The 13,705-nt window shown below is 34.3% G+C and carries 12 protein-coding genes; 2 read left to right on the plus strand and 10 right to left on the minus strand.

Going from position 1 to position 13,705, the window contains the following annotated elements:
• The first annotated feature begins 914 nt into the window (after positions 1 to 914).
• A complete protein-coding gene (locus ACN6NE_RS30755) occupies positions 915 to 1,457 on the plus strand; it encodes a replication/maintenance protein RepL (protein WP_129707878.1) in 543 nt (180 codons plus the stop codon).
• A 780-nt stretch (positions 1,458 to 2,237) separates the two neighbouring features.
• Here ACN6NE_RS30755 and ACN6NE_RS30760 read toward each other — a convergent pair.
• From ACN6NE_RS30760 to ACN6NE_RS30795, 8 genes are all read right to left on the minus strand, one after another.
• Entirely contained in the window at positions 2,238 to 2,405 is a 168-nt protein-coding gene (locus ACN6NE_RS30760) for an aspartyl-phosphate phosphatase Spo0E family protein (RefSeq protein WP_129707873.1), read from the minus strand.
• A gap of 506 nt (positions 2,406 to 2,911) precedes the next feature.
• Positions 2,912 to 4,330: a MobV family relaxase gene (gene mobV, locus ACN6NE_RS30765; protein ID WP_474329371.1), complete on the minus strand. Its 1,419-nt coding sequence runs from the start codon at positions 4,328 to 4,330 to the stop codon at positions 2,912 to 2,914.
• Positions 4,331 to 4,746: 416 nt separating this feature from the next.
• A complete protein-coding gene (locus ACN6NE_RS30770) occupies positions 4,747 to 5,733 on the minus strand; it encodes a DUF3231 family protein (protein WP_129707868.1) in 987 nt (328 codons plus the stop codon).
• 110 nt (positions 5,734 to 5,843) lie between these two features.
• Positions 5,844 to 6,848: a DUF3231 family protein gene (locus ACN6NE_RS30775; RefSeq protein WP_129707865.1), complete on the minus strand. Its 1,005-nt coding sequence runs from the start codon at positions 6,846 to 6,848 to the stop codon at positions 5,844 to 5,846.
• Between the two features lie 657 nt (positions 6,849 to 7,505).
• A complete protein-coding gene (gene arr, locus ACN6NE_RS30780) occupies positions 7,506 to 7,922 on the minus strand; it encodes an NAD(+)--rifampin ADP-ribosyltransferase (RefSeq protein WP_474329374.1) in 417 nt (138 codons plus the stop codon).
• Positions 7,923 to 8,099: 177 nt separating this feature from the next.
• Complete coding sequence (locus ACN6NE_RS30785; protein WP_129707862.1) at positions 8,100 to 8,639, minus strand: DUF3967 domain-containing protein; 540 nt, start codon at positions 8,637 to 8,639, stop codon at positions 8,100 to 8,102.
• Positions 8,640 to 9,238: 599 nt separating this feature from the next.
• Entirely contained in the window at positions 9,239 to 9,883 is a 645-nt protein-coding gene (locus ACN6NE_RS30790) for a MarR family transcriptional regulator (RefSeq protein WP_474329376.1), read from the minus strand.
• Positions 9,884 to 10,121: 238 nt separating this feature from the next.
• Positions 10,122 to 10,619 (minus strand): HTH domain-containing protein, encoded by a 498-nt coding sequence (locus ACN6NE_RS30795; protein ID WP_474329378.1) that lies wholly within the window; start codon positions 10,617 to 10,619, stop codon positions 10,122 to 10,124.
• 237 nt (positions 10,620 to 10,856) lie between these two features.
• Here ACN6NE_RS30795 and ACN6NE_RS30800 point away from each other — a divergent pair, with 237 nt between their 5' ends.
• On the plus strand, positions 10,857 to 11,141 hold the full coding sequence (locus tag ACN6NE_RS30800) for a DUF4183 domain-containing protein (RefSeq protein WP_474329380.1): 285 nt from the start codon (positions 10,857 to 10,859) through the stop codon (positions 11,139 to 11,141).
• Between the two features lie 102 nt (positions 11,142 to 11,243).
• Here ACN6NE_RS30800 and ACN6NE_RS30805 read toward each other — a convergent pair whose 3' ends face one another.
• The gene (locus ACN6NE_RS30805; protein ID WP_474329382.1) at positions 11,244 to 11,993 is read right to left on the minus strand and encodes a DUF4183 domain-containing protein; all 750 of its coding nucleotides are present in this window, start codon (positions 11,991 to 11,993) and stop codon (positions 11,244 to 11,246) included.
• An 806-nt stretch (positions 11,994 to 12,799) separates the two neighbouring features.
• On the minus strand, positions 12,800 to 13,024 hold the full coding sequence (locus ACN6NE_RS30810; RefSeq protein WP_129707881.1) for a spore germination protein: 225 nt from the start codon (positions 13,022 to 13,024) through the stop codon (positions 12,800 to 12,802).
• Positions 13,025 to 13,705 lie beyond the last annotated feature (681 nt).

Genomic DNA, 13,705 nt, shown 5'->3' on the forward strand with positions numbered 1-13,705 from the left:
TTGAGCAAACTACTCAAGACGCCGTGAGGCATCTACAACTAACTTTCTTATTTAGCAGAAAAACCAACCTTTAGGACTCAGAGGTTGGTTTTTCGTTTTTTTAAGTTGTATATGATATACAAAGGTAGTTAACATAATCACGATTATCAGAACAAACTCTCCATTTTATATAAAAAGGAAGCTTTTCAAACATTACCTTTACCTGTATTACTTAGTTTAAATACCTAAAGTCAGGCTCGTTTTTCTAGGTATAAGTCCATATTTATTCTTTCTTTAAACATATAGTGTATTGGAGAAAAGTCAAAGGAGAGATTACCTTGTATTATCATCAACAGCCTGAAATAAACCCTAATGATCTACAACAGTTTTATCATTATGATACTTTTTACAGACAACAACAGCCTCAGTCCTATCAACAGCCTTACCACCAACCTTATCACCACCCTCGTCCCCCTCGCTGTCGTTGGGTTCAAGAATGTAGATGGGTTCGCCGTTGTTACCCAAGAGACGATTTCTACACTGATGGTTATGGATACTAATTGAGAAAAAACTGCCTAGTATAGGGTAGTTTTTTCTTTTTTCAGACTGTATATCCTATACAAAATTAGTTGACATAATGTCTCTTTCCCGAACCCAACAAAACAACACAAAAAACATGTACATAAAATAAAAGAAAAGAAGAGATAAAACTCTATAAACATTGATATAACAACATTGCCGTGAATTAACTATAATCGTATACGTTATAAACTATAATCGTATTTATTATAAGTTATAATTACATACGTTACAGATAATAATCGTATTTGTTATAAAATATAATCTGAAATAGATTATAAAAGTAAACAAGACACCTTGAAATTATCTAATTTTTATAATATGATACAGATTATAAATTATAATATAAAAGAGGTGTGAATTTGAAAACTTGGGAAAAGGACTTAATCGGAGATACACAAAGAAAAAAGATCAATAAGGAAGTTAAAGAAACAGTTACTAATGATGATGGAGAAAAGCTATTTCAAAGACATATCGAAGAATCGTACGTTTCCAAAGAACCTGATTACGTAAAAATTTATTTAGATAATATCTTACAGATAAATAACCTATCAAGTGGTATTCAGAAGACATTAAACGTTCTTCTAAAAAGAATGGCCTATGATAACATCGTTGTTTTAAATGCATACATAAAAAAACAAATGGCTGAAGAATTGGGGTTTAATACAGTTCAAAGTTTAAATAACAACATCAATAAACTTGTTAAAGAAGGGATTATGATTAGAAAAGGAACTGGAACTTATGAAATGAATCCATTTCTATTTGGTAGAGGATCTTGGGACAATATTAAAAAGATTAGATTCCAAGTAGTCTTTGAAGAAGGGAAAATTAGTCAAAAAGCAGATTTTGACTATAAAGATGAAGTTGCTATATCCCATGAAGAAAAAACTACTGATTAGACATAAGTTCTTACGAACTTGAGCAAAATACACAAGATGCCTTAAGGTATCAAAAATTATTGACTGGATTATATAACAGAAAAAACTACCTTATCTCTCCTAAGCCTAAGGTAGTTTTTTCGTTTTTTTACGCTGTATATCGTATTCATTTCTAGTTTACATAACAACTCTTTCCGGTACACATCACAAAAAAGAACCCTTGTCGCAGAACGGTTCCGCCGAGGGTTCTTTTTCCGGAGTATGCAGCTTTTTATACATCCTTGATATGAAAGGCTTTCTTTGAAGGATAAGTTAAGAAAGAATGTATAAAAAAGCTGTCTTTTATACATATGCAGCAACACATTAAAAATAGTAAATATGTTAAAAAACATGTTACATTGGCAGTCATTACTTCAGATTTCAACGTATTTGAAGGCAACCTCACTCTCCTATGACAAAGATGAGGTTGCTCTTTATTTATTTTCAAATAAAAACAGACGCTTCTCTATTACGAAAAGCGCCTGTTTCTAGGTATACATTTTAGAATGTATGTCCAAATGCTATCACATATTTATTTTATAGGGCAAGAAAAGCATATAAAAGAGATTTCCTTCTTTATTTCAAAACTTGTCATACAAATTTCGATTTTCATCTTCACAACTTGAAAAGTTTGTGATATAATTCACATATAAAGATATCTATGACTAACTAGAACACTCTTGAATGTAAAGTAAAAAAAGCTATTTCACTCCAATGCCAATACGATTGAAATAGCTTTTTTTATTATGCATCCTGTTTCCTTTATTTAATTTTTTCCAGCTCATTTAACATATCATCTATAAATTGACTAATTTCTACCGTATTACTACTTGTAAACCCCTCTTTAAATGCCGTTTCAATCAAAAACTTTCTCTCTTTTTCAATCTCAACTGTTAAAGCTTCTTTTAAAATTACTTTATGAGACTCCAATATACCCCTCACCCATTTACTTTTAATCGCAAAACTAATACAAGATTGATTATTTTTAAAATCGTCAACCTTGTATTAGTTTTATCTTTTTATTTGTATACAAATATCTTACAGTAAACAAATGTCTTTCTACAACGGAATTTTATCTTTCAATCTCTTGCCCTTTGTTTATTCTGGAACGATATAGTGTTTATGGTAAAAAAGTGATATTGTTAATTTACGCTTATATTGCTTTTATTTTTATATATGTGAACCCTGTAAAAAAGCTATCTGATTTCTATGCAAAGCCAATGCTCATAGAAATCAGGTAGCTTTTTTTATGCTTATAAAGAATCTTAAATAAGGGGAGAAATATTATGTTGACCAGAGACGAACTTTTCTTATTCAATAGAGAACTATTATTTTTACTAGATCAACACTCCACCTGTACTGATTCTAGTTTAAAAGAGATACTGGTCACTCAAATTGATGTTATACTTGCTGTTCTTAGCTGAATTTATTTTCATTTATCTCTCTATTTCTTGCTCTTGTCTTTTATTTCGTTTTTGAATTCCACCAACATATTGAAAAAATGAAATCTGTTTCATCCTTTCTAGATTCTTATCAATCCAATTCAAGGCTTTTTCCTTCCAGGCTTTTAATGTTTTATTCTCTTCTTTCAGCTCATTAATTTGCTTATTCGCTTTTTCAAACTCTTCTTTTGGCACATATTTTTTTATATAATCAAGATTCATCTTCGTTAAGCTCTCATTCACTTCATTTGCCTGTACAAGCTCTTTTTTCGTTTTCTTATGTTTCTGCTTCTCAATCATTAAATCGTCGCTGAGAGAGCTTATATGAGCTTCATATTGCTTATCTAGTTCTCTTTTAACTTCATCTTTGACGTTTTCCTTTTGCTCAGCTGAAAAATCACGCACCAGCTTCTGACGCATTTGTTTTTTGGCCTTCTCCACTTCGCCATCTTGATGCGCCACGTATATTTCTAATTCTTGCCTTGTCTCGCTCAAATCATGCTTTAATGCCTTATTCTCTTTATCATAGCGATCCACCTCATGACTCAATGCATGGGTACGCTCATGCTCGGCCGCCAATGTTTGTTGCAACTCTTTTGTAAGAATCATAAGCTCATGAAAATCTGCTTCTTCCAACTTTACTTTGGAACCCATGACACTCTTGGCCGCCTCTACTTCAAGAGGTTGGCTACATAACTCTTCGATCCGTCTCTTGCTACGTATCTCAACGGGTGGTGCTGATTTTAACTCGACTAAATTGTCCATCTGTTGAAGCTCTTTTTCCTTGTTAGCCACTAGTTGTTGCAAGTGCTTTAGCTCTTTTTCGCGTTCTTGTTTCTTAAACTCATGAACACTCTTATGCTGCAGCTCGCTCGGCTCGCCACGCTCAATGTCATACCCACGTTTGTTCATGTAGTTGTGAAAGTCATCCTGGATTCTACGAATCTTCGTTTTCCCATGGAAGTACTCTTTCGCCGCCAAGCGTCGATCCTCCGTGATGGGTACAAAACCCACGTGCATATGTGGCGTGGCTTCATCGTTATGTACGACGGCATATAAAATGTTCTGCTGGCCATACTTACCTGCAATATGATCCAGTGATGCTTCAAAATATTTGCGCTGCTCCTCTGGCGACATCCCATGCATATACTCCGGACTGGCCGACACAAAGAATTCTGCCACTAGGACCGCATCATTCCGAATTTTTCGTTTCACACGGGTGGCCGTCATCTTCTTAATTTCTTCGTGATACTTAATTTTGTCCTCATTCACAAAATCATAGTTGAGCATCGTTCTGGTTGAATCGATGTCTTTATTTTTACTGTTCTCGCCTTCTCGTTGGTTGTGTTTTTGGATCCCCAATATTGCGTCTTTGTGGAACTTTTGCATGCGGATAATCCCATATTTGGCCATCCCTCAATCCCCCATTTCGACCACTGTACTTGAGTCTAGCATACCACAACTTTAGATTTGGTGTAACGCACTACACCAATTTTTCATCTTCGATAAAATTGGGAGCGCGCTCTACGAGGTGGCGGTCGGTGTTCCTCCCTGTGTTTGGCTCCGCCAAAATGAAAAAAGACATCCTCATCGGATGCCCTTTTTCATGAAGACCGTGGACGCCGTCCACCACCTGTAAGGGGAAGTCTTCCCCTTAACCCCATCCAAAAAACTCCCCCAACCCCCTCACTTTTTTGAGGGGGCTCCCTCGCCGGTTGGCGTCAAACAAACGGGTTTTGTTTGAGTGCCAAGAGGGTCTTTTGTGTAGTGACATTGTCAATTCCTTAATGCTCCCTACGGTCCGCTTACCATTGACAATGGCCTAGTTCCTACTCTGAAGCTATATCTTCTCTATCCGCAGCTTCAGGTGGAGTTTCCATCCACCCATTTTCTATCATTATATCCGCTGCATCATTAACAAAATCCGATATATCCTTTAAAGATTTTGCATACATTAGGGCTAAATCTCGTCTTCCATTTACAGCCATTGAGTTTCCAAAGTTTCGTACTCTCATTGAAAACATATCCATTTTATGAAATACCATTAATTTATCAGAAAAAGGAGAAAGTGTTGAAGTTGTTACTAAATGATCAATTAATGAGGGGGAAGGCAAATTATCATGATGAAGTTTTTGTATAAAATCTTCAACTATTTTATCAGTTAGTTCTTCTCCTTTTACAAATAATTCTCTAACCTTCTTCGTTTTTGTAACTTGACTAAACGCCATTACTAAAGCTTTGCTTGCCAGGTTGGTCTCTAAATTATCGTATAAATGAGCAATTTCCAATGCATGTAAGGGCCTAACATCTCCAATAAAACCTTTTAAATAATTTTTGTGTGCTATATTTACTTTTTGTGGTGTTGGAATAACAGGGGATTTAATAGCTAACCCTTTATTCATTGAAATATCTTTTATATCTTCCACCAATTTTATAGTTGATTCCATACAATAAAGGGAAAAATCCCTTACATCCTCTCTATATATTAAAGGGATTCCTACACTATAAAGACTAAGTCCTACTTTAGATACATACTTTAAATAATATACATAGAACTCATCCTCAAATAATCTTGGAGCGTCAAGATTAACATCTTCTTTTGTAAAACCATGAGGGATAGGAAAGTTCTCTTTTATGAAAATACCTTTTATGATTTTCTGAAATTCTTTACTTAAGTTTAGAGCATTTTCCAATAATTTTTTTATATCTTGGTCTTCAACATGTTTAAGAAAGTAGCTTAGAATACATGTAGACATACTATTACCCATATATGTAGCCCAAAGTTTACCCATTTCTGCAGATATTAATTTTTCCATGTATAATCTCCTACATTTATTTTTTCTTAGAATTACCTTTTGAATAATATATATTCTTTTAATCCTTAAACTTTGTTTTGCTACGTCTGTTTCTTTAATACAATTAATACTTAATTATTAGGCAATTCCTTTCGATCACTTGCTTCTGGTGGCTTTTCTATCCATCCTCTTTCAATCATAATATTTCCCCAACTGGTAGTAAGTTTTAAATCTCTTAGAATCGATGCCTCACAGTGTCCTACTACATCAATTCTCATACTGACAGACATAGTAACCGAATAATATATCATAGCTAAATTAAACATAAATCCGGCATGAAATAGCATTAGTTTATCTGAAAAAGGTGCGATTTTAGAATTTGTAACTTCCCTATCTAATAACGGTGGGGTATGGAGGCCTCCTTCATGTAACAGTGAAGAAAAAAGACCTATATGCTTATTAACTAAATTTAGACCATCATCCATAAACTTACGTATTTTTTTATCTTGGGCTACCTGTTGAAATCCAAGAAGAATGCTTTTTGCAGAAATACTCTTCTTTAAATCAGTATATATATTTCCTGCCTCCATCGAATTTAAAGACCTTTTCTTCCCCAATATATCCATTGCATATCCTAATTCTGTTATGTACTCAACACCTTGGGGCATTGAAAAATAAGGATCTCTTTCATAAAGGTCCTTAGATAAGAGAATATCAATTGATCTGTTATAAACATCCATCGCGTCCATATTACATTGATAATAAAGATCCCTAATATCTTTCCGAATAGAACTACTGAATGACATGCTATGTCCTGATAATCCATGAATGGTCATAATATGTATGTAATGTAACCAAAGTGAGTCCGTGAATAAAGGTGGAGCTTCCAAATTTACATCTTTATCTGTAAAACCATTTGGTAGAGGGAAATTCTCTCCATTTAAGATTTTTTTTAACACTTTGAGATGTTTTTGAGATAATTCTAAACAAAATCCAAAAAGAGAATGAACTTCAGGATCTTTAACAGTTGCTAATACATATTTACTGATGCAAATCGCCATCGTTTCCCTGATATACTGAACCCACAGACTTGTAATTTCTGAAGAGGTTAATCTAGTATCATTTTTCTTATTCAAATTCCTTACCTCCATAGCATATAAACCATATCCTTTAGTTTGCCCTGAAAGTATTTATTTATGAAAATAAGCGTATCGGCTGCCGCTTCGCGCCCAATATGCTCATTTGAAAATATGTCATAGTAGCCTGGCCGCTTTAAAAAATAAAAAGCAAAAGGATATCCTTTTGCTTTTTAAATACACATTATTCATTTACACATCGTAGGTTGGTCAATCGATAAAATAGGCTGTTCAACTTTGGTATTTGTCATTTGTTCCTGAACAAAGATCCATATAGCAAGATTTATCACGACGGCCATCAGTAGAAAACTTCTATTTTTACTAATAAAGGTTTCCTCCTTTAAGTCATAGTCACAACAAAGGCCGCCCATTATGTATCGGTCTATAAGGCGGTCTTCATTGTATGTATGCTATATGTTTACTCTAAGAATCAGGACATTATCTCTCATAATCCTTTATTTTTCACCACAGTTATCTCTGTTACAGTGGAAACTAGTCCCACAAAAGGGCGGCCATATAAAAATTCAGTGCCTGGGCAAATCGGAATGATCTGAAATCATCTCGGTTTACCCAGGCACTTTTTTAAATTCTGCTTATAATGATAAATTAGTTAAGTCTTTAATTTGGCATTCAACTAGAGTTTTAATAATGTGAGAATCAATCGTATATTACATTTTTTCCTTCTTCAGTTAACTTTTTTAAAGATGTAAGCATATGATTTATTTCTTCATCGGAATGTCTTTCCCATGAACCTAATTCAGCTACTATTTTCAAAGGAGATTTAGATCTATAAGAACGTGTTGGGTTTCCCAGAAATTTTTTGTCAGTTAAATTCGGATCATTTTCAAAATCGCCTAATGGTTCTACAATATAAATTCTCTCTTTAGAATTAGATCTTGCTAATTCAGCACCCCATTTAGCAGCGTTTAATGTTCCAGTAAAATAGATATGGTTAGATTTTTTATCCTGATAATTGGATAAGTACAATGGTTCAAGCAGGTCTCCAATTTTCAGCTCTGCTTTAGTACCATGAAAAAATGGACCAGGATCTAAGACATTTTTTTTGTCATTCATATAGCCACATCCTTTATATTTTTAGACTTGCGTATAACAGTATAAGACAGGACATGAGTGAAAAAACAGTCTATAAATAATCCTCAGATAGGGTTATAATATAAGTAGAGAGTAAGATGTTATCGGAAACAAATCATTTAAATAAAAAAAGACTGCTAAATAGCCAGCAGTCTTTTTTTATTTCCAAAATTCCCACCACTTCTTTTTCTTTTCTTCACTGGCAGCAATAAGTTTTTGAGTTTCTTGCATTCCTTTAACAGCATCTAAAAGTTCACGATCTCTAGTCTCTAATTTCTTCGAAATATACTCATCTCTTTGTTGGATCTGTTTCAGTAGTTCTTGGTTGAATTTCATTTGTTCTTCTTTAAAATCTTCAAATTGTTTTAGTAATTGCTCATACTGTTGTGTCCCCTGATATGTCACTAATTCCTCTGTGTCACGGTCTGACACATCGTCTTCGCCAACCGTTGATATTGCTGCATTTATAGCCTGATCCAGTGACATATCAGGGTGCTTTATCAACTCTCTAATCTTACGTAAAATTATTACATCCTTATCAAAAAAACCTCTGTGGCCCAACTCATTTTTATGGATATGGTACCCTGCTTTTTCAAGCAGCTGAGAATACTTACGAACAGTAGTGTTCTGTATCGCTAAAAGGGTAGCTACTTCCCTTGCTGTATAAACCTTTTGCTGCTTCCTTGTGTCACCTGACATATCGCACAACCTCCTGCTATGTCCTATGATATGTCATTCGATATATAAAAGAAAAGTTCCTTTTAAAAGATGATTTAGACTTATATTTTAGAATCACGTGGCCGCCTTCGTTTTGGGGTGTGAGGCTGGCTTTAAAAATAGTGTAAATACATTATGAAAAAGAGTAGAATTTTGGACAGTTGCTCTGGCGGTTCGGCAGGTATAATGGCCGTCGCAAGCCGAGCATCTTTAACTTCGTTTTGGGTATGTTCGGCTTGGCGATATAACCACGCCTGCCGAAATTTAAAATACAAGGAGAAAAGAGTGGAGATTTTTTAAGCGATTTTCTTAAAAAATACTACTCGAACCTTGTATTTTAAATAGCCATTTTAGTTTTGTAATTTTAACGAAAAAAGTATAAAAAGACCCTTGCAATTTTATCGGCGAATTGCTATTTAAATAGAGTGAGAAGGGACAAGTGCAAAAATGTTGTTATATCAACGTTTATAGAGGAAGGGGTGTTGGGAAAAACCAACACCTGTGTTGGGAAAAACCAACACCTAAAAAATGTAAAAAAAGACATAAACAAAAAAAGCAAGGGGTAAATTTCCCCTTGCTTTTTAAAATAAATATATAGGTAATTGATGTTTCTTAGAGCTTCCTTCAACCTTGAAATTTTTTAGAGAGCGTTTAAATATTCTTTGTGTTGCCTTATCTACATCATCTCTTGCTGAACAACACATAATATTAGGATTTACAAACCAAGTCCTGCTAGTACATACTCTACCATCTTCTGTAGTCATACCACTCTCAGCAACAGCTAAAATGCCCTTCTTCATAAGATCATTCATCATAAGGGATACTGTTGAACGGTCTCGTTCAAGTTTTTTTGCTAAATAGCTAGGTGAAGCCGAATTCTCGCTTACCTCTTCTAAGTCTTCTTCAGGGCGTTCTATAAGAATATTTGTTTTAAATTCAACATAGGGAACTAAATCTAGTAAAAATGCTTTTTGTGCATTAGATAAGTACTTTATTTGACTTAAATAATTATAATTTTCCATCAGTATTTGCACAAATCTCACCCCATCAGTTTTTTTCTTTCGCTTACCGATGAAATAATTATCTCCAGTAGTCTTATGTAAGATTTCTAATAATGTTTTTTGTTGATCTGCTGACAAACCAACCTCTGCCTGACCAATTAGTTCTTCAATCCTTGAATCTCGTACTCTTGCTTTTTTCTCTGCTTGGTCTAAAGCTTTTTTCACTTAGTATTCCTCCAATTTTCACTGGAAAGAATATAACCCCTTGTGATAGAATGTATCTATAATGAATTCAAAAACAGAAGGTTAATTCCTTCCTAAATAATTTGTAAGAAGAAGTCCTCGGAGTCCTCGAAAACTTGAGGGCTTTTTCTTATATCTAATTTTCTACCAAATCCTACATTTTTGCAAACCCTATTTGTAAAATAAGCAAGAAAACTCACCTAAAATGCAGGTGAGTTTTTTAGTCTAATAATCCTTTTTCTTTAAATACTTTTCTCAAAGCTTCATTCACCAATTCAGATTTATAACTCTTAGGAACTCGATCAATAATACTTAAAACGTCATCATCAAAATAGAATCCTCTATATACTCTTTTGGAACGGTCTTTTGGATTCTGCAGCAAGATATCGATTGCATCTACTTTGCTAGCAGATGTACTAGCTTTCAAGTTGCTAGCACTATTGCTTTTACTTTCAATAGTACTAGCTATTTCACTGTTAGTTTGCTTTTGTTTTGCTAGTATTTTCTTATTTTTAGAGATAAGTGTACTAAAATCAAGGTTTAAGGGTTCTGGATCTTCCCCAACATAATGATAAATACTTTGCTTATTGTCCCACTCATATCCTAATTTCTTAATCTTTAATTGAATAGTACGAGTACTTACATTGTACATATCAGCTAATTCTTTAATCGTTATTTCTTTTACTATAATTTTATTTAATATCTCTTTTACTAGCATTATACTAGCCTCCACTTTCATTTTAAAAGTATGTAACTAGTATTCGAACGAAACGTGATAATTCCTACTTTTACACAAGAGTAGAAGTCAATTTAAACGTATCAAAATTCTTATAAAATGTGTTTATTTATTAGATAATTTACCGTTACCATAAAAAAATAAAATAATAAACTAATAAAAGGACAAGTATTTTCTCTGAAGAATTGTCCTAATATATTTGAAAAGAGGTGAATCTAGATGCCTATTGTCAAACCTTTTATGGCTTCAAGAAAGTTTTCTGCCACAATAGGGGATGGTACAGGTACTGGTGCCACATTTGCAATTGCGGCAACAGCTTTTACGGATGATACTGGTGCGGCTGCTACAGTATTTCCAGGGTCATTTGCTTATTATGTTTTATATATAAACGCGCAGCCTCAAACGGCTGATACCTCAACCATTACTACTACTACTATAACTATTCCAGGTGGCGATGTACTTGATGGAGGAACTCCAATCCTTATTGAAGTTGTAGTCAACTAGTCCTTTTTTATACTCAAGACAAACCGATTCTCTTTTAGGAAAATCGGTTTGTTTCGGTTTTCCTCCATAAAACAGAGCATAATGTATATATAATACATTTCATTAATTAATAATTATAAACTGAAGAGTAATTGGTGCGTCCTCTGAAGGGGCCTCATCCAAAGTTAATTTTCCCTCTTCAACTGTGTAGCTACTTTGAGGTTGGAGAATGCCATTAATAAACAAGTTAATATAAGAAACTATGCTTGGTGATAATATCTGAGTTGATCCGTATTGTGATAAACCATCACTGTTTGTATACTCAAGTTTCTGTCCATCCGAAAGAGTAAAATATAATAGGTTAGTTGTTGCTATTGGTCCCGTAATTGGTGGACCTTGGGGACCTTCTGGACCTTGAGGACCTTCTGGACCTTGAGGACCTGCTGGACCTTGAGGGCCTTCTAGACCTTGGGGACCTTCTGGACCTTGGGGGCCTTCTAGACCTTGGGGACCTTCTGGACCTTGAGGGCCTGCTGGACCTTGGGGGCCTTCTAGACCTTGGGGACCTTCTGGACCTTGGGGGCCTTCTAGACCTTGGGGGCCTGCTGGACCTTGGGGACCTTCTAGACCTTGGGGACCTTCTGGGCCTTGAGGACCTGCTGGACCTTGGGGACCTTCTAGACCTTGGGGACCTTCTGGGCCTTGAGGACCTTGAAGTGAGCAACAACAAGGTCCAGCATCACAATAAGTAACTCGAAGAAGAGATACAACCGTAGAGCTATGACACTGATGGGATATTCTCTTACAGTAACGAGTTTTACGCCTCCCTTTCCTGTAACATACTTTTTTATAATAAGAAAGTTGACATTTCACATTAATTTCATCCTTTCGTTTGATTCTTTTTTAATTTATTCGTATACCAAACAAAATGAAATAAAATGTATAATATATATACATCTAGTTACCATAATGGGCTTTCTCAGAATAGCCTTAAAGGCTATAAGAGCAGGCTTAAGCCTGCTTTTGATACATTTATGTGAATGATTTATATTTTAATTGAGCACACTATTGAAAAGATGGAGAGATGTTCATTCTCAATTCTTCATTGTGTACTACGAATAGTCTAAAAGAAAACCCTACTGTCCATGTTTAGTAGGGTTTTCTCTTTTCTGTACATAAGTTCTTACTATCTTGAACAAACTATAATCTAGAGGTCAATATATGATTTTAAAAACAACTGCTAATTACTCACTATTCACAGAAAAAACTACTGGAGCATGGTCAGTAGTTTTTTCTGTTTTTACGCTGTATATGGTATACATGTTTAGTTAACATAAGATCAATAAAGTATAGAATATCCTCAATAGGGCAGACTGCTAAAGTTCGTTGGATCATATACAATACCTGTTGTATATAAATAGCTTTATTTCTTGTTGCAGTTGCAGACTTCCTAACAAGTCTGTTTCTTTTTATTTAATAATTATAAAAATGAATAATAAATAACATCTTGAGCAAACTACTCAAGACGCCGTGAGGCTTCAGTCCTTTGGTTAAATAATGTAGCAAAAAAAACTCCTGAACAGGTCACAGGAGTTTTTTCTGTTTTTAAGCTGTATATGGCATACATCTTTAGTTAACATAAAATGAACAATCGACATAAATAAAGCAACCTCTTTTTATTATAAATTACCAGCAATATTTTGACTGAATATACTATCATTCTTAGTATTAGTTGAACTTTTTTCATTTGTAATATTCATAAAGTTACCTATATTACCTGATCCAGCCCCTACTTTTGTTATATCAGTAGCTTTAGGTGAAATTTTAAAGCAATCACCAAATTCAACGGTTGGTGCTGAACCAAACAAACTAGAAATATTAACTGCACCTACAACAGATGGCATTTTTATTTCCCTCCTATACTACCAATATAAATTAAATCAGTAGACATGTTAGTAGCAACAAGCATGAAATAATAGTCCTCAAATAATACCTTTTAGCTACTTATAGTTTAATAATAACCTCTTAAACTAAAAGGCACGAGGGATCCAGAAATAGGAGCTCCTCCCGCACCGTAATACTTTGGCGCTTTAGCTGGATTCCCCAATGGATAATTCCCCCACCAACTATTAATTTCCCCATTAGAATCGAGTACAAATCCAGTAGGTCGTTCGAAAGAAGGAACAAAATAAGGATAGAAAGTGTAAGAAAAGGGAGTATAGAAAGATGAATAAAACACGTAATCACCTACTTTGTTTCAAAAGAAAATATGGTCTAATGAATAGTCCATATCCTTTATCGATAGAGCAAATTTATCTAAATCTGCAAGAACGTCATTCCCTTAGAAGGACGAGTGACCCTATAAAGTCTTGATGTTGAAATATAATCAATAATAGTTACACTCTATTCACCAAACCACCTTTAAGTTAATTGTCCATTATGAATAATTTTTTATCATTTGAGCAAACTACTCAAGACGCCGTGAGGCATCTACAACTAACTTTCTTATTTAGCAGAAAAACCAACCTTTAGGACTCAGAGGTTGGTTTTTCGTTTTTTTAAGTTGTATATGATATACAAAGGTA

It is taken from the genome of Priestia sp. 53B2 (genome assembly GCF_056099005.1).